General features: G+C 66.2%; 17 protein-coding genes. 8 read left to right on the top strand and 9 right to left on the bottom strand.

All coding sequences use genetic code 11. The annotated features are described in order from the left end of the window. Positions 1-51 precede the first annotated feature (51 nt). The gene (locus tag JO236_RS10350; protein ID WP_293329403.1) at positions 52-1,341 is read left to right on the top strand and encodes an ArsB/NhaD family transporter; all 1,290 of its coding nucleotides are present in this window, start codon (positions 52-54) and stop codon (positions 1,339-1,341) included. A 2-nt stretch (positions 1,342-1,343) separates the two neighbouring features. Here the strand turns inward: JO236_RS10350 and JO236_RS10345 are convergent, their stop codons facing one another. Beyond that, positions 1,344-2,549: a class I SAM-dependent RNA methyltransferase gene (locus JO236_RS10345; protein ID WP_293329395.1), complete on the bottom strand. Its 1,206-nt coding sequence runs from the start codon at positions 2,547-2,549 to the stop codon at positions 1,344-1,346. Beyond that, the gene (locus JO236_RS10340) at positions 2,546-4,540 is read right to left on the bottom strand and encodes an APC family permease (protein ID WP_293329394.1); all 1,995 of its coding nucleotides are present in this window, start codon (positions 4,538-4,540) and stop codon (positions 2,546-2,548) included. Before JO236_RS10340 ends, JO236_RS10345 begins: the two co-directional genes overlap by 4 nt. A gap of 104 nt (positions 4,541-4,644) precedes the next feature. Here JO236_RS10340 and JO236_RS10335 point away from each other — a divergent pair, with 104 nt between their 5' ends. Then, positions 4,645-5,316, top strand: a complete 672-nt coding sequence (locus tag JO236_RS10335; RefSeq protein ID WP_293329393.1) for a potassium channel family protein — start codon at positions 4,645-4,647, stop codon at positions 5,314-5,316. A 13-nt stretch (positions 5,317-5,329) separates the two neighbouring features. After that, positions 5,330-6,004, top strand: coding sequence for a potassium channel family protein (locus JO236_RS10330; protein ID WP_293329392.1), 675 nt, complete (start codon positions 5,330-5,332; stop codon positions 6,002-6,004). On the opposite strand, the gene JO236_RS10325 is transcribed toward JO236_RS10330, so the two are convergent. Both JO236_RS10325 and JO236_RS10320 read right to left on the bottom strand, forming a co-directional pair. Continuing rightward, positions 6,001-6,654 (bottom strand): DUF3159 domain-containing protein, encoded by a 654-nt coding sequence (locus tag JO236_RS10325; protein WP_293329402.1) that lies wholly within the window; start codon positions 6,652-6,654, stop codon positions 6,001-6,003. The genes JO236_RS10330 and JO236_RS10325 overlap by 4 nt on opposite strands. A 44-nt stretch (positions 6,655-6,698) precedes the next feature. Beyond that, positions 6,699-7,067, bottom strand: coding sequence for an OB-fold nucleic acid binding domain-containing protein (locus tag JO236_RS10320; RefSeq protein WP_293329391.1), 369 nt, complete (start codon positions 7,065-7,067; stop codon positions 6,699-6,701). Positions 7,068-7,225: 158 nt separating this feature from the next. Here JO236_RS10320 and JO236_RS10315 point away from each other — a divergent pair, with 158 nt between their 5' ends. After that, entirely contained in the window at positions 7,226-7,924 is a 699-nt protein-coding gene (locus JO236_RS10315; protein ID WP_293329390.1) for an alpha/beta hydrolase, read from the top strand. 18 nt (positions 7,925-7,942) lie between these two features. Here JO236_RS10315 and JO236_RS10310 read toward each other — a convergent pair whose 3' ends face one another. Next, complete coding sequence (locus tag JO236_RS10310; protein WP_293329389.1) at positions 7,943-8,722, bottom strand: DUF3710 domain-containing protein; 780 nt, start codon at positions 8,720-8,722, stop codon at positions 7,943-7,945. A gap of 72 nt (positions 8,723-8,794) precedes the next feature. Continuing rightward, entirely contained in the window at positions 8,795-9,259 is a 465-nt protein-coding gene (gene dut, locus JO236_RS10305; protein ID WP_293329388.1) for a dUTP diphosphatase, read from the bottom strand. A gap of 25 nt (positions 9,260-9,284) precedes the next feature. On the opposite strand from dut, the gene JO236_RS10300 reads away from it, so the two are divergent. After that, positions 9,285-9,794, top strand: a complete 510-nt coding sequence (locus JO236_RS10300) for a DUF3093 domain-containing protein (protein WP_293329387.1) — start codon at positions 9,285-9,287, stop codon at positions 9,792-9,794. Positions 9,795-9,803: 9 nt separating this feature from the next. Here JO236_RS10300 and JO236_RS10295 read toward each other — a convergent pair whose 3' ends face one another. Then, positions 9,804-10,106: a DUF4193 domain-containing protein gene (locus JO236_RS10295; protein ID WP_003899437.1), complete on the bottom strand. Its 303-nt coding sequence runs from the start codon at positions 10,104-10,106 to the stop codon at positions 9,804-9,806. Positions 10,107-10,298: 192 nt separating this feature from the next. Between JO236_RS10295 and cei the strand changes: the two genes are divergently transcribed. Continuing rightward, positions 10,299-10,952, top strand: a complete 654-nt coding sequence (gene cei / locus JO236_RS10290; protein ID WP_293328218.1) for an envelope integrity protein Cei — start codon at positions 10,299-10,301, stop codon at positions 10,950-10,952. A 12-nt stretch (positions 10,953-10,964) separates the two neighbouring features. Here cei and JO236_RS10285 read toward each other — a convergent pair whose 3' ends face one another. Beyond that, complete coding sequence (locus tag JO236_RS10285) at positions 10,965-11,843, bottom strand: inositol monophosphatase family protein (protein WP_293328216.1); 879 nt, start codon at positions 11,841-11,843, stop codon at positions 10,965-10,967. Positions 11,844-11,959: 116 nt separating this feature from the next. Between JO236_RS10285 and ppgK the strand changes: the two genes are divergently transcribed. Next, positions 11,960-12,754 (top strand): polyphosphate--glucose phosphotransferase, encoded by a 795-nt coding sequence (gene ppgK, locus JO236_RS10280; RefSeq protein ID WP_293328214.1) that lies wholly within the window; start codon positions 11,960-11,962, stop codon positions 12,752-12,754. 177 nt (positions 12,755-12,931) lie between these two features. Continuing rightward, a complete protein-coding gene (locus JO236_RS10275; protein WP_293328212.1) occupies positions 12,932-14,461 on the top strand; it encodes an RNA polymerase sigma factor in 1,530 nt (509 codons plus the stop codon). A 123-nt stretch (positions 14,462-14,584) separates the two neighbouring features. Here JO236_RS10275 and JO236_RS10270 read toward each other — a convergent pair whose 3' ends face one another. Continuing rightward, the gene (locus JO236_RS10270) at positions 14,585-14,980 is read right to left on the bottom strand and encodes a DUF4352 domain-containing protein (RefSeq protein ID WP_293328210.1); all 396 of its coding nucleotides are present in this window, start codon (positions 14,978-14,980) and stop codon (positions 14,585-14,587) included. Positions 14,981-15,082: the final 102 nt, after the last annotated feature.

The following is a 15,082-nucleotide window of genomic DNA, read 5'->3' as shown; positions in this document are numbered from 1 at the left end:
ACCTACTGGCCGCGGCGCTCAAGACCTGAGCAGCGCCGACCAGGGCATTTGATGGGCTTCCTAGCGGTCACCGTCTTCGTGGTGGCCTATGCACTGATCGCCAGCGACCGCGTAAACAAGACGAAGGTGGCGCTGGCCGGCGCGGCGATCGTGGTCGCGTTGCCCGTGATCGACTCCGACGACGTGTTCTACTCCCGCGCCACCGGAATCGACTGGGACGTCATCTTTTTGCTGCTGGGCATGATGATCATCGTCAGCGTGCTGCGGCAGACCGGCGTCTTCGAATACACCGCGATCTGGGCCGCCAAGCGTGCCCGCGGCTCCCCGCTGCGCATCATGATCTTGCTGGTGCTCGTCACCGCCTTCGCATCGGCCTTGCTGGACAACGTCACCACGGTGCTGCTGATCGCACCGGTGACGCTGCTGGTGTGCGACCGGCTGGAGATCGGGCCGGGGCCGTTCCTGATCGCCGAGGCGTTCGCATCGAACATCGGCGGCACGGCGACGTTGATCGGCGACCCGCCCAGCATCATCATCGGCAGCCGGGCGGGCCTGTCCTTCAACGACTTTCTGTTCAATCTGACGCCGATCGTGCTCATCATCGTCTTGGTCTTCGTCGCGCTGCTACCGCGCATGTTTCCGGGCGCCTTCGACGTCGATCCCGAGCGGGTCGCCGACGTTATGTCGCTGGAGGAGCGCGAGGCCATCCGCGACCCGCGGCTGTTGATCAAGTGCGGCGTCGTCATGGCGGCGGTGCTTGCGGGGTTCGTCGCTCACTCGGCGATTCACCTGGCACCGTCGTTGGTGGCGCTCGTCGGGTCCGGAATCCTCGTCTTGGTCTCCGGGCTCGAACACTCCGACTACCTCTCCGGCGTCGAATGGGAAACCCTGCTGTTCTTCGTTGGGCTGTTCGTCATGGTGGGAGCGCTGGTGAAGACCGGCGTCGTCAACCAGTTGGCGCACTGGGCGACGACGGCGACCGGTGGGGACGCTCTGTTGACGACGATGCTGATCCTGGGTGTGTCGTTCGTGTTGAGCGGCGTGATCAACAACGTGCCGTATGCGGCGACGATGGCACCCATTGTCGCACAACTGATTCCGTCGGTAGTCGGACACGTGCACCCGCAGGCGTTGTGGTGGGCCCTGGTGCTGGGCACCGACCTCGGCGGTAACCTCACCGCCGTCGGGGCCAGCGCCAACGTCGTCGTCCTCGGAATCGCCCGGCGCGCCGACAGTCCCATCTCGTTTTGGGAGTTCACCCGCAAAGGTGCCGTGCTCACCGTGATCTCCGTGGCGTTATCCGCGATCTACCTCTGGCTGCGCTATTTCGTGTGGGCCTGACCCTAACAGCTAAGTAGCGCAATGCATTCCACGTGATGGGTCAGCGGAAACGCGTCGAAGCCCTTCATGTCCTCGACGGTATACCCATGGCTTCGGTACAAGCCGATATCGCGAGCGAAAGACGCTGCCTCACAACCGATGTGAACCACGCGCGGAACGCCGGCGGCGGCCAGTAGGTCGATAACCTCACGCCCGGCACCCGCCCGCGGCGGATCCAACACCGCCACATCCGCTCTGGAGGCACCGGCGCTTAGGTCGGTCAACGCCCGCCGCACCGAATCGGTGACGACGTCGACCTGCGGCAGGTCGGTCAGCGCGGCCCGCGCGGCGCGCGAGGCCGCGCGGGAGGTGTCGACGGTAAGGACGCGTCCCCGCTCCCCCACCGCCTCGCCGAGTGACGCGGCGAACACGCCCGCGCCGCCGTACAGATCCCAGGCCGTCATGCCCGTACGCGGCTGCGCCCAGTCCAGAATGAGGCTGCTGTAAATTCGCGCCGCGTCGCGGTGCGCCTGCCAGAAGGACGTCACCGGAACCTTCCAGCTGCGCCGGCCCACCCGCTGCACGGACTCATAGTTACCCTCCTCCACCGTGGTAGCTGTGCGCTTGCCCCGGCGCAGAGTGCGCACCACGTGGCGCTCGCCGTCGTCATCGAGAACGACGTGCAGCTGGGCACCGGGCGGCCAGTCCGCCCCCGCGAGCCCGTCCAGCATTCCGGCGGACAGCTGTCCGCAACGCAGATCGGTAATGAGCTCGTCGCTGTGGTAGCGGTGAAAACCCGGCCGGCCGTCGGTCCCGACCGCGAGCCGGACCCGGGTGCGCCAACCCGTGGGACCGATGGTCGATACCTGTTCGGTCTCGCCCGACCAGCGATATCCACCCAGGCGTTCCAGCTGGTTTGACACCACCTGCGCCTTGAGCGCACTGACCGCCTGCGGAGTGACGAAGGCCAAGTCACAGCAACCCGCGCCGTCCACCCCGGCGATCGGGCACAGCGACGCGATTCGGTTGGGCGAGGGTACGAGCACCTCGACAACCTCTGCGTGCCAATAGGTCCCGCGGTCCGCGGTGATTCGAACCCGCACCTGTTCCCCGGGCAACGCGTAGCGGACGAACACCACCCGGCCTTCGTGATGCGCCACACAGCTGCCGCCGTTCGCGGGGGCACCGGTGACCACCGTCAGCTCTCCCCCGACGGATGCGGGGTTCAATCGAAGATTCCCCGGCGAGCGTCGCCCGGAGCCGCGTGCGGTTGCAACGTCTTGACCCTCTCCGACGAAGTCAGTTGCCAGGGTACAGAAGTCACCATAACTCCGGGCATGAACAGCAGTCGGCCCTTGAGCCGCAGCGCGCTCTGGTTGTGCAGCACCTGTTCCCACCAGTGCCCCACCACATACTCCGGGATGAACACCGTCACCACCGTGCGCGTCGACTCCTTGCTGACCCGTTTGACGTAATCCAATACCGGACGGGTGATCTCGCGATACGGCGAAGAGATCACCTTGAGCGGAACGCTGATATCGCTGTCCTGCCACGCCCGCACCAACGCACGGGTTTCCGCGTCGTCCACACTGACCGTGATCGCCTCGAGCACATCGGACCGGGTGGCCCGCGCGTAAGCCAGGGCGCGCAGCGTCGGTAGGTGCAGCTTCGAAACCAGCAGTATGGCGTGATTCCGGCTGGGCAACACGACGTCGTCTTGGGCGGCGGCCTGTTCCGCCAATTCCCGGTTGACGGTGTCGTAGTGCTTGCGGATCAACTTCATGATGAGGAACAGCAAACTCATGGCGAAAAGCGCGATCCATGCACCGGCGAGAAACTTCGTCACCAAAACGACCAGCAGAACCGTCCCGGTGGAAAGGAACCCGACCGTGTTGACCACTCGCGAGCGCATCATCTTGCGTCGTATCGACGGATCGGTCTCGGTACGCAGCAACCGCGTCCAGTGTCGCACCATGCCAATCTGGCTCAGCGTGAACGAAATGAACACGCCGACGATGTACAGCTGGATCAGCGCACTTAGCTCCGCACGGAACGCAATGATCGCGAGCAGAGCCGCCGCCGACAGAAACAGGATTCCGTTGGAGAACGCCAGCCGGTCTCCGCGGGTGTGCAGCTGGCGGGGAAGGTAACTGTGCTGAGCCAGTATCGAGCCGAGTACGGGAAATCCGTTGAAAGCGGTATTGGCCGCCAGGACCAGGATGAGTGCGGTCACCGCCGTGATCAGCAGAAAGCCGATGTGAAAGCTGCCAAACACCGTCTCTGCCAGCTGCGTTACCAACGTCTTCTGGTAGTAGTTCGACGGGGCACCGGATAGTTGGGTCTTGGGATCCTCGACCAGCTGCACCCCGATCTTCTTGGACAGCAAGATAATCCCCATCAACAGGGTCACCGCGATCGCGCCCAGCATCAGCAGTGTCGTCGCCGCGTTGCGCGATTTCGGTTTCTGAAATGCGGGCACCCCGTTACTGATCGCCTCCACACCGGTCAGTGCCGCGCATCCCGAGGAGAACGACCGGGCGACCAGAAAGGCCAGCGCGAATCCGACGATCTTTCCGTGTTCGGAATGCATCTGGAAACCGGCGGATTCGGCCCGTAATGGATTGCCCAGCACGAAGATCCGGACGAGCCCCCAGCCGATCATGCAGGCCACGCCGACGATGAAAGCGTAGGTGGGGATCGCGAAGGCCAAACCGGATTCGCGCACCCCGCGCAGATTCATGGCCATCACCAACACGATCGCGGCGACGCAGAACCACACCTTGTTTTCGGCCACGATCGGGACCGCCGAGCCGATGTTCGACATCGCCGACGCCGTCGAAACCGCAACGGTAAGAACGTAATCCACCATCAATGCGCTGGCCACAACGAGGCCGGCGGTAGCACCGAGATTGGTGGTGACCACTTCATAGTCGCCGCCGCCCGACGGGTAGGCATGCACGTTCTGCCGGTAGCTGGCCACGACCACCAGCATCACCGCGGCCACCGCCAGACCGATCCACGGCGACAACGAGTACGCCGCAAGGCCGCCAACCGAGAGCATCAGAAAGATTTCTTCGGGAGCGTAGGCCACCGAGGACAGCGCGTCTGATGCGAACACCGGCAGGGCGATCCGCTTGGGCAACAGCGTGTGACTCAGCCGATCGCTGCGAAACGGCCGACCGATCAGCAGCCGGCGCGCAGCGGTTGAAAGTTTGGCCACGAGAGCCAAGAGTAAGCCCACCCGGGCTTGGTAGCGTGCCGTAGGCGAGAATGATCCGGACCGAAACCGGCTGGCCAAATGGGTGGCCGACGAGAGGATCGCCAGTGCGGATTGTTGTGATGGGGTGCGGCCGAGTCGGGTCTTCATTGGCCGACGGGTTGTCGCGGATCGGCCACGACGTCGCGGTCATCGATCGCGAAAGCGCGGCCTTCAACCGGCTCAGCCCCGAGTTCGCCGGCGAGCGCGTGCTTGGCCAGGGATTCGACCGAGATGTGCTGCTGAGGGCCGGAATCGAGGAGGCCGACGCGTTCGCCGCCGTGTCATCCGGAGACAACTCCAACATCATCTCCGCGCGGCTCGCCCGGGAAACTTTCGGGGTGAAGCGTGTCGTTGCGCGCATCTACGACGCCAAGCGCGCCGAAGTCTACGAACGGCTCGGCATCCCGACGATCGCCACTGTGCCCTGGACCACCGACCGCCTGCTCAACGCACTGACCCGGGAGAGTGAGACCGCCAAGTGGCGGGATCCGACTGGCACCGTCGCGGTCGCCGAAGTCGTCCTGCACGAGGACTGGGTGGGCCGCAAGGCCACCGAACTGGAGCAGGCCACCGGCGCGCGGGTGGCGTTTCTCATCCGGTTCGGCACCGGGGTGCTGCCCGAACCCAAGACCGTCATTCAGTCCGGTGATCAGGTGTACGTCGCCGCGATATCCGGTCGGGCCGCCGAGGCCGTGGCCATCGCGGCACTGCCCCCGAGTGAGGATCTAGATAAATGAAAAGCGGCGAAAAATGAAGGTAGCTGTGGCCGGGGCCGGCGCGGTGGGCCGTTCGGTCACCCGCGAGCTCGTGGCCAACGGCCACGACATCACGCTCATCGAGCGCAACCCCGACCATGTGGACGTCGACGCCATTCCGGCCGCGCACTGGCGGCTCGGCGACGCCTGCGAGCTGAGCCTGCTCGAGTCGGTGCATCTCGAGGAATTCGACGTCGTCGTCGCCGCTACCGGCGACGACAAAGCCAACGTGGTGCTCAGCCTGTTGGCCAAGACCGAATTCGCGGTGCCGCGGGTGGTGGCCCGAGTGAACGATCCCCGCAACGAGTGGTTGTTCACTGATGCCTGGGGCGTGGACGTCGCGGTGTCGACTCCCCGCATGCTGGCCTCATTGATCGAGGAGGCGGTGGCCGTCGGTGACCTTGTGCGGCTGATGGAGTTCCGCAAGGGCCAGGCCAACCTGGTCGAGATCACCCTGCCCGACGACACCCCGTGGGGCGGCAAACCGGTGCGCAAGCTGCAACTGCCGCGGGATGCCGCATTGGTGACCATCCTGCGCGGACCGCGGGTGATCGTGCCGGAGGCCGACGAGCCGCTGGAAGGCGGCGACGAATTGCTCTTCGTCGCGGGCACCGAGGTCGAGGAGGACCTGAGCAAACTGCTGCTCCCGGCGGCTGATACGCCCGACTAGTCGCCGCCGGCCTCGGCTTCGACCGCTTCTGCTGGGTCTTCGGGGGCTATGGCGCGCTGAGCGGCCTTGATTGCCGCGTATGTCGCCAGGGCCGCCAGCGCGGTCAGCGGCCAACCCATTGCGATGCGTGCCACGCCCAGCCAACCGGTCTTGTCGGCGTCGTAGAGCAGTCGCTGCACGATGAACCGGGCGGCAAATACCAGCGTCCAGCCCAGCGTGGCGATGTCGAAGGCGTGGACGGCACGGGGCACCCGGCGCCAGCCCCGATCACGCCCCGTGGCCCAGCTCCACAGATAGCCCACCGCGGGCCGGCGGATCAGCATCGACAGCGCGAAGGCGATCGCCCACACCAACGACATCCAAATGCCCAGTAGGAAGTAGCCCTTAGACTGCCCCACCAGGTAGGCGATCAACGCACAGACGGCGACCCCGAAAAACCCGGACACCGCCGGTTGCAAGGAGTCGCGCCGAATCAGCCGCCAGAGCAAGACCAAGCCGGCGACACCCAGCGCACACCCGATTGCGGACAGCAGGCCTGCAGCGCTGGAAACCACGACGAACGTCAGGACCGGCAGCGTCGAATAGATGAGCCCGCTCACGCCCCCGGCCTGCGCCAAAAGACGCTCGTGGTTGGTGCGATCAGCGGTCACGGGCACCCGGGCAGTCTAAGCCCAGCCGAAACCCGGCGGGTCAGTCAGCGCTGGATTTCGTAGTGCGGGTTGTAGATAGCCTTGCCACCGCTCTCCAACTGGCCCATCCGGCCGCGCACCCGCAGTGTTCGGCCGGAGTCGATGCCGGGGATCCGGCGTTGGCCCAGCCAAACCAGTGTGACGGTGTCACTGCCGTCGAACAGTTCGGCCCGGACCCCGCTGGCCCCACCCTTGCCGCAGGTTTCGACGCTGCGCAGGGTGCCCACCATCGTGACCTCTTGGCCGCGCTGACAGTCGATGGCTCGCTGCGCGCCGGTACTGGTGACCTCGTCGGACAGCTCCGCGGCGTCACGCTGCTCCGGATCCTCCGTCAACCGACGAGTGAGCCGGCGCAGATAACCTTGGGCCCTCATGGCCACTCCTGACACTTCATATTCGCTATTCGAAGCTCGTCCAGCTATCGGCGCTTCCACCTATGCCAACGGACACCGTAGACCTCTTGGTTCCCCGGCGCCACACGGGCCAAACCCGCAATGTTGGAGCCCCGGCGAGCGCCGGGCACTATCGAGGGATGGCTGTCGACTTGCGCGGTGTCGCAGCCGTTTTGTTGCCCGGAACCGGCTCCGACGACGACTACATCACTCGGGCATTTTCCGGTCCGTTGGGCGCGGTCGGTGCGACCGTTGTGGCTCCGCCGCCGCAACCGGACCGCTTGATCGACGGCTACCTGGCGGCCTTGGACGACGCCGCGCGAGCCGGCCCGATCGCCGTCGGCGGTGTGTCGATCGGTGCCGCGGTGGCCGTCGCCTGGGCGTTGGCCCATCCTGATCTGACCGTCGCCGTCCTGGCCGCGCTGCCCGCCTGGACAGGGGCGCCCGGCTCGGCGCCGGCCGCCGCGGCCGCCCGGTATTCGGCAGCCCAGCTGCGGCGCGAGGGGCTGCAGGCAACGACGTCGCAGATGCAAGCATCCAGTCCACCCTGGTTGGCAGCGGAGCTGACGCGTTCGTGGCGTGCGCAGTGGCCGCAACTACCGGACTCGATGGAGGCAGCGGCGGCATACGTCGCGCCCAGCCGCGCCGACCTATGCCGATTGAGCGCACCGTTGGGCGTGGCCGCCGCCGTCGACGATCCGATACATCCGCTGCGAGTCGCTGTCGAATGGGCCGCCGCGGCGCCGCGGGCGGCGTTGCGGACGGTGACGCTGGATCAATTTGGCGCTGACACCGCCGCGCTCGGTGCCGCCTGCCTGGAGGCTCTCGCTGATCTCTAACCGCGTTGTAGCCGCGTGCTAGCCGCCACTGCTGCGCAGTTGCTGCATCGCCGATCCCCCAGCGCCGCGGCGCGCGGCCTGCTCGCCGGGTTGCTGCTGCGCGTCGGGTTGTTCCGAGGCTTGTTGCGCCTGCGCGGCCGCCGCCTCCCGAAGCTGTTCCACCATGGGCTCGGGCAGCTGCACCGGAAGCGGCGTGCGCACCGGCAGCGGGGTGTCCCCGCGGCGAACTACGGTGTCCGCCAACGCCGTACGCGCCTCTTCGGCCAGCGCGTCGATCGTCTCGTGCGGGCCGTTGACGACGCAGCGGACCATCCACCGGTAGCCGTCGACCCCGATGAAACGCACCGCGCCCGAGGCCGTTCCGATCACTTCCCGGCCCCACGGGCCGTCCTTGATGGAGACGCTGGCGGAGTCCTTGCGAAGCGAGTCGGCAAGCTCGCCGGCCACCTCGCGCCATAGGCCCCCGGTCTTCGGTGCCGCATATGCGGCAATCGTGAAGCGGCCGTTGGCGGTGACGACCCAGACCGCGCTGGGAACCCCGGTCTCGGTCAGCTCGACCTGCACCTGCGCCGCCTCGGGCATCGGAATCAGTACCGAGCCCAGGTCCAGTCGGGCCAGCTCAGCGGCCTTGGGGTCGTCGAAGTCTTCGATGTCGAACGGGCCCTCCAGCTCCTCGGAGTCCTGGGCCTCGACGGTGTCCGGCACTGCGGACTCCGAGCGCTCCTCCGCCGGTTCCGGCGCACTGCTGGAAGCGTTCTCGCCGTCGTCTGTGCCTTTGCGCCTACCGAAAGCCGCCATAAGCGCCGCTCCTCCTCATCGCATCGTCCCCCGCAAGCGGGCGGTGCCCCCACTGCATCGTCGCCGGGGCTGTCATAAACTCGCGTGTCCACCGGAGGACCCGTGGCCACCATCGCCACGGGATGTGTCGGCCAACCCTGCCTCGTCGAACGACGAAACCTCGACCAGCGGGACTAACTCGACCCGCTGCACCAGCAGCTGGGCGATACGGTCGCCGCGATGCACGACGATCGGCGTCTCCGGGTCGAGGTTGATCAGCGCGACCTTGATCTCACCCCGGTAGCCCGCGTCGATGGTGCCCGGACTGTTGACGATCGAAAGTCCCACGCGCGAAGCCAATCCCGAGCGCGGGTGGACCAGCCCGACCATTCCGTGTGGCACGGCGACCGCGATGCCCGTGCGCACCAGGGCACGATGCCCGGGCGACAGCGTGACGTCTTCCGCGCTGTAAAGATCGACACCCGCGTCGCCGTCATGTGCGCGGCTGGGCATGGGGAGCCCGGGGTCGAGACGGACAACGGCCAGACTGATCGACACGGGGCCACAGATTACCCTTGACCGCGTGTCAGGTACGCGCGTCGCGCCGCACAGCGTGCGATATCGCGAGCGACTGTGGGTCCCATGGTGGTGGTGGCCGCTGGCCTTTGGCCTGGCGGCGCTCATCGCGGTCGAAATCAACCTCGGTGTCAAAGCCCTGCCGGATTGGCTGCCGTTCGCAACGTTGTTCACGGTCGCGACCGGTGCACTGTTGTGGCTGGGACGAGTGGAGATTCGGGTGACCGTCGGTGACAAAGGTGACCAAGGCCCCGTTGAAGGCCCCGGTGAACTGGTCGAACTGTGGGCGGCGGATGCGCACTTACCCGTCACCGTGATCGCCCGCTCCGCAGAAGTCCCGCACACCGCCAAGTCCGCGGCGCTGGGGCGCCAACTCGACCCCGCGGCGTTTGTCCTGCATCGGCCATGGATAGGCCCAATGATTCTGCTGGTCCTCGATGATCCCGAGGATCCGACGCCGTATTGGCTGGTGAGTTGCCGTCACCCCGAGCGGGTGCTGTCGGCGCTGACAAGCTGAGTGCAGCGATCAGGCTGCGCAGTCGGTACAGATCATCACGCCGTTCTTCTCGCTGGCCAGCCGGCTGCGGTGCTGTACCAGGAAGCAACTCGAGCAGGTGAACTCGTCAGCTTGTTTCGGGACGACGCGAACGGACAATTCCTCGCCGGACAGGTCGGCCCCGGGCAGTTCGAAAGATTCAGCGGACTCGGATTCGTCCACGTCGACGACGGCCGAAGCCGCCTCGTTGCGCCGTGCCTTGAGCTCCTCTAACGAGTCCTCCGAGACATCGTCGGTCTCGGTGCGTCGTGGAGCGTCGTAGTCGGTGGGCATCGTCGTTTCCCCGTCCTGTCCCCTCGAACCCTCATAACCTCAAGCAACGCTTTGTACCAGCGTCGAACGCATCCACCAAACGATTCGTGCCCGTATCCCCTCCCATTCGGTTGTGATTTACGTCACACCACCACCGCGGCCCCTGCGCCCGGCTTTGAGCAGTGCTTTTCTGGTGCCGCTAAAGTGCCACGTGTGGTCGCACAAATCACCGAGGGCACCGCTTTCGACAAGCACGGTCGGCCCTTTCGGCGCCGCAACCCCCGGCCGGCGATTTTTGTAGTGGTGTTCCTCGTCCTGGTCACGGGCGTGGTGTGGACCATCGCGCTGACGCGGCCGGCCAAGGTGCACGAAGCGGCGGTGTGCAACCCGCCCCCGCAGGCGGCCGGGTCGACATCGCCCCCGCAGCTCGGCGAATCGGTGTCACGGACCGAGATGACCGACGTCGCGCCCGCCAAACTCGCCGACACCAAAGTCCACGTCCTCAACGCCAGCGGGCGCGGTGGTCAAGCCGCTGACGTCGCCGGCGCATTGAAGGACCTGGGCTTCGCGCAGCCGACGGCCGCCAACGACCCGCTCTACGCCGGCACCCGGCTGAACTGCCAGGGCCAGATCCGCTTCGGAACCGCCGGACAATCCACCGCGGCGGCGCTGTGGCTGGTGGCGCCGTGCACCGAGCTCTATCACGACACCCGTGCCGACGACTCCGTCGACCTGGCGCTGGGCACCGACTTCAGTTCGCTGGCACACGACGACGACATCGACGCCGTGCTCGCGAGTCTGAAGCCCGGCGCCACCGAGCCGTCAGATCCAGCGCTGCTGACCAAGATTCACTCCAGCGGCTGCTGACCGCGCGCCCGCTCAGTCCAGGATGGGGTCCAGGCCGTTGAATTGGTCCAGGGCCGCCAGCAGCTGATCGGCAATCCCCGGCGCGGCCGCCACCACCAACCCGGCGCCGGCCTCCGGGCGGTGGTCCGGCGGCAGCACTATGCGCGCCCCCGCTTCGGCGGCGATCAACGCGCCCGCCGCGCAGTCCCAGACCTGCAGCCCGTGTTCGTAGTAGGCGTCCAACCGGCCCGCGGCGACCATGCACAGGTCCAACGCCGCCGAGCCGATGCGGCGCACGTCGCGGACTACCGGCAGCATGTGCGCCAACAGGGTCGCTTGCCTGGCGCGCCGCCGCGTCGAATACCCAAATCCGGTGCCCAGCAACGCCATTGACAGATCCTCGACGCTGGTGCAGCGCAACGGGTGGGTCCCCTTCCCGTCGCGGACATGGGCACCGAGGCCGCTGGCCGCCGAATACACCTGGGCGCCGACGACGTCGGCGACGGCGCCGGCCACCGAGACACCGGCGACCTGGGCCCCCACCGAAATCGCGTAGGCCGGGATTCCGTAGACGAAATTCACCGTGCCATCGATGGGGTCGAGCACCCACGTGACGGTGTCGGTACCGGCGGCGGTGGCTCCCTGGGTGGGCCCGCCGCCCTCCTCCCCCAAAATCGGGTCACCAGGCCGCAATTCGGCCAGCCGGCCACGCAACAGCCGTTCGGTCTCGGTGTCGACAACGGTCACCGGGTCGGTTGGCGTGGTCTTAGCGCGCACGGCACCGCTGTCGACGGGACCGGGGGCGGGGCCAAAAACCTCGGCGCGGCGAGACCGCACAAACGCGGCCGCCTCGATGGCCAATGTCTCGGCCACCGAGCGCAGCAGGGCGGGCTCGTTGTCGGATCGCGTCACGCGCCTATCGCATCACAGGCGGCGATGGACCGCGCTGGCTCCGGTCTCAACCGCGCCCCCCGCGGGCTAAGGTGAGCCTGCATCGCAAGTGTCGTATGTCTCACCAAGGAGCTTCGATGACCAGCACCGACCCCGGCCCCGACAGCACCGGTGCCACGCCGCAGCGTCGCGGGTTCGGCATCGACGTCGGCGGCAGCGGCATCAAGGGTGCCATCGTCGATCTGGACACCGGACAGCTGATCGGCGATCGGATCAAACTGTTGACCCCGCAACCGGCCACCCCGTCGGCAGTTGCCAAGACCATCGCCGAGGTCGTCAACGGCTTCGGCTGGACCGGCCCGCTCGGGGTGACTTACCCAGGCGTGGTGACCCACGGCATCGTCCAGACCGCGGCCAACGTCGACAGGTCCTGGATCGGCACCAACGCACGCGACATCATCAGCGGCGAGCTGAACGGTCAGAGGGTCACGATTCTCAACGACGCGGATGCCGCCGGACTTGCCGAGGAACGCTACGGGGCCGGCAAAGGCAACTCGGGCCTGGTGGTGCTGCTGACCTTCGGTACCGGCATCGGATCCGCCGTCATCCACAACGGGACGTTGATACCTAACACCGAATTCGGCCATCTCGAGGTCGGCGGCAAAGAAGCAGAGCACCGGGCGGCGTCGTCGGTCAGGGACAAGAACGACTGGAGCTTCGAGAAGTGGGCCAAGCAGGTGACAAAGGTGCTGGTCGCGATCGAGAACGCGATCTGGCCGGACCTGTTCATCGCCGGTGGCGGGATCAGTCGCAAAGCCGAAAAATGGGTGCCGCTGTTGGAAAACCGCACGCCGGTGGTGCCCGCCGCGTTGCAGAACACCGCCGGGATCGTCGGCGCGGCGATGGCTTCCACCACCGATGTCACGCACTGAATTTTGCCCGCTCGGCCGGTGCGAGGGCACAGTGAAGTTACAATGGTCGTCGGCGGCCGCCCAACCGATAGCCCGCGAGTATTCACGCTGATATCAACGCCGACATTCGACATAGCAGAAACTTTCGGTTAACCATGCCCAGATCCGCCGGAAGTGAGCCCGACCGAAGGGGTGTATGTGGCAGCGACCAAGACCAGCCCGGCAACTGATGAGCCGGTGAAACGCACCGCCAGCAAACGGGCGCCCGCCAAGGCCGCCAACGGCGCCGCCCCCGCCAAACGAGCCACCAAAACAGCGTCCCGCGCCAAGTCCACCCCCCCAGCCGACGAGGCAGCCGACACCCCGAAGAAGGGCCGCGGCGCAGCCAAGATCGCCGACGCAAAAGCCACGTCATCGCGCGGAGCAAAAGCCAAAGCCGCGCTGGAGGACGCATCGGCGAATCCCGAGACCACGCCAGACACCGTCGACGCCGACGCCATCGCCGAGGACCTGGACATCGAACCGGACCTCGACGTCGAGCCCGGCGAAGAGATCGACATCGACGCCGCCGACCTCAGCCTGCAAGACCTCGAGGACGTCACGCCCGAAGTCGAAGACACCGACCTTGACACGGCCGACACCGAAGACGCCGAGGCCGCGCCCGCAACGGTGGAGATAGCCGCCGCCGCCGAGGAGGACGAGGAAATCGCCGAGCCGTCCGAAAAGGACAAAGCCTCCGGCGATTTCGTCTGGGACGAAGACGAATCCGAGGCATTGCGGCAGGCCCGCAAGGATGCCGAACTGACCGCTTCCGCGGACTCGGTCCGCGCGTATCTCAAGCAGATCGGCAAGGTGGCGCTGCTTAACGCCGAGGAAGAAGTGGAGCTGGCCAAGCGGATCGAAGCCGGTCTCTACGCCACCCAGCTGATGACCGAGCTGACCGAGCGCGGCGACAAACTGCCGGCCGCCCAGCGCCGAGACATGGTGTGGATCTGCCGCGACGGCGACCGCGCGAAAAACCATCTGCTGGAAGCCAACCTGCGACTGGTCGTATCGCTGGCCAAGCGCTACACGGGCCGGGGGATGGCATTCCTCGACCTGATCCAGGAAGGCAACCTGGGCCTGATCCGCGCGGTCGAAAAGTTCGACTACACCAAGGGTTACAAGTTCTCCACGTACGCGACGTGGTGGATCCGCCAGGCCATCACCCGCGCCATGGCCGACCAGGCGCGCACCATCCGCATCCCGGTGCACATGGTCGAGGTGATCAACAAACTGGGCCGCATTCAGCGCGAGCTGCTGCAGGATCTGGGCCGCGAGCCCACTCCTGAGGAACTGGCCAAGGAAATGGACATCACGCCCGAAAAGGTGCTCGAGATCCAGCAATACGCCCGCGAGCCGATCTCGTTGGACCAGACCATCGGCGACGAGGGCGACAGCCAGCTCGGCGACTTCATCGAGGACAGCGAGGCCGTGGTTGCCGTCGACGCGGTGTCGTTCACTTTGCTGCAGGACCAGTTGCAGTCGGTGTTGGAGACGCTCTCGGAACGCGAGGCCGGCGTAGTGCGGCTGCGCTTCGGTCTCACCGATGGCCAGCCGCGGACGCTCGACGAGATCGGCCAGGTCTACGGCGTGACCCGCGAACGCATCCGCCAAATTGAGTCCAAGACGATGTCAAAGTTGCGCCACCCCAGCCGATCTCAGGTCCTGCGCGACTACCTGGACTGAGATCTCGTTTTCGTCCGCGCGGCCGGTCGGCGGACCACTCTGTGCCCGAGAGTGTTGGTGTGACGGCGTTTGGATGCGCGGAATGGGGAGCAATTGGGCGGGCCACTCCTCCCGAACAGACGCTCACCGCCGTGAAAGCACCGTCACCGTTGCTCCCTCGGAATATTGCGACTCGTGTACCTCGACGGCGGCAGGAAGTGCGCCCTTTGACACGTCGAACGCACACGTGAACCGAACCTGGTTGCCGGGAGCGATGTTAATCAGATCGTCGCGGTCGCCGACGTCCACGGCGTCGTCGTACGTCCTGCCCGACAGGTCTTTGAGCTTTTGGTCTTGGCAGTAGACAGACCGCGGGTCGCCGCCGATATTTTTGACCATGATGTCGACCAAAATGAAATCCCCCTGCGCCGTTAGGTATCCGAGGTTGCGTTCGCCGAAAGCGACCTTCGTCACGGTGAACGCGAACGTGCCGACATTGACCGCTTCGTTCAGGGACACCGTCGGTGACAAGCCGCGCACCGAGCGATCGCAGCCGGTGACCGCTATTAACACCAAGAGGGTCGCGACAGCGGCTGAGCGCGTGATTGCCAGCGGTTTGGCCACATAGCACCACTACCACCA

Origin of the sequence: Mycobacterium sp. (genome assembly GCF_019247635.1) — a bacterium.
Taxonomy (GTDB): Bacteria; Actinomycetota; Actinomycetes; order Mycobacteriales; family Mycobacteriaceae; genus Mycobacterium.
The sequence above is the reverse complement of the archived record's forward strand: the minus strand, read 5'-3'. Positions and strand labels throughout refer to the sequence as shown.

Coding starts and splice junctions, on each gene's coding strand:
- JO236_RS10315 (WP_293329390.1), top strand. CDS start 7,226: ATGGCTGTCGACTTGCGCGGTGTCGCAGCCGTTTTGTTGCCCGGAACC.
- JO236_RS10320 (WP_293329391.1), bottom strand. CDS start 7,067: ATGAGGGCCCAAGGTTATCTGCGCCGGCTCACTCGTCGGTTGACGGAG.
- ppgK (WP_293328214.1), top strand. CDS start 11,960: ATGACCAGCACCGACCCCGGCCCCGACAGCACCGGTGCCACGCCGCAG.
- JO236_RS10310 (WP_293329389.1), bottom strand. CDS start 8,722: ATGGCGGCTTTCGGTAGGCGCAAAGGCACAGACGACGGCGAGAACGCT.
- JO236_RS10295 (WP_003899437.1), bottom strand. CDS start 10,106: ATGCCCACCGACTACGACGCTCCACGACGCACCGAGACCGACGATGTC.
- JO236_RS10350 (WP_293329403.1), top strand. CDS start 52: ATGGGCTTCCTAGCGGTCACCGTCTTCGTGGTGGCCTATGCACTGATC.
- JO236_RS10330 (WP_293329392.1), top strand. CDS start 5,330: ATGAAGGTAGCTGTGGCCGGGGCCGGCGCGGTGGGCCGTTCGGTCACC.